Genomic DNA, 232 nt, shown 5'->3' with positions numbered 1-232 from the left:
GCCCAGTTCACCGCGCAGATCGTCAAAATCTTCCCGCTGGATAGCATCGAGGACCTCGTAGGTCTCCTCAAGGGTGTAAGGGGCGATAGTGGCAAAGGTCTGCTCTTTATCCCATGGGCAGCCGTTTTCCGGGTCGCGCAGGCGGCGCATGATGCCGAGCAAGCGGTCAATTTGAGTCATGTGACAATCCTGGAAATTTAAAAAATAGTCGGCCGGATAAGGCGTTTAGACC

1 protein-coding gene is annotated in these 232 nt (G+C 54.3%); it reads right to left on the bottom strand.

From position 1 onward, the window contains the following. Nucleotides 1-180 (bottom strand): MazG nucleotide pyrophosphohydrolase domain-containing protein (locus tag FLQ03_RS15620; protein WP_240802291.1); only part of this gene is annotated, 180 nt, incomplete at its 3' end. Between the last annotated feature and the right edge of the window lie 52 nt (nucleotides 181-232).

Source organism: Vogesella urethralis, from assembly GCF_007644045.2.
GTDB classification, from domain to species: Bacteria; Pseudomonadota; Gammaproteobacteria; order Burkholderiales; family Chromobacteriaceae; genus Vogesella; species Vogesella urethralis.
Note: the sequence above shows the minus strand (reverse complement) of the source record. Positions and strands in the feature narration are given on the sequence as shown.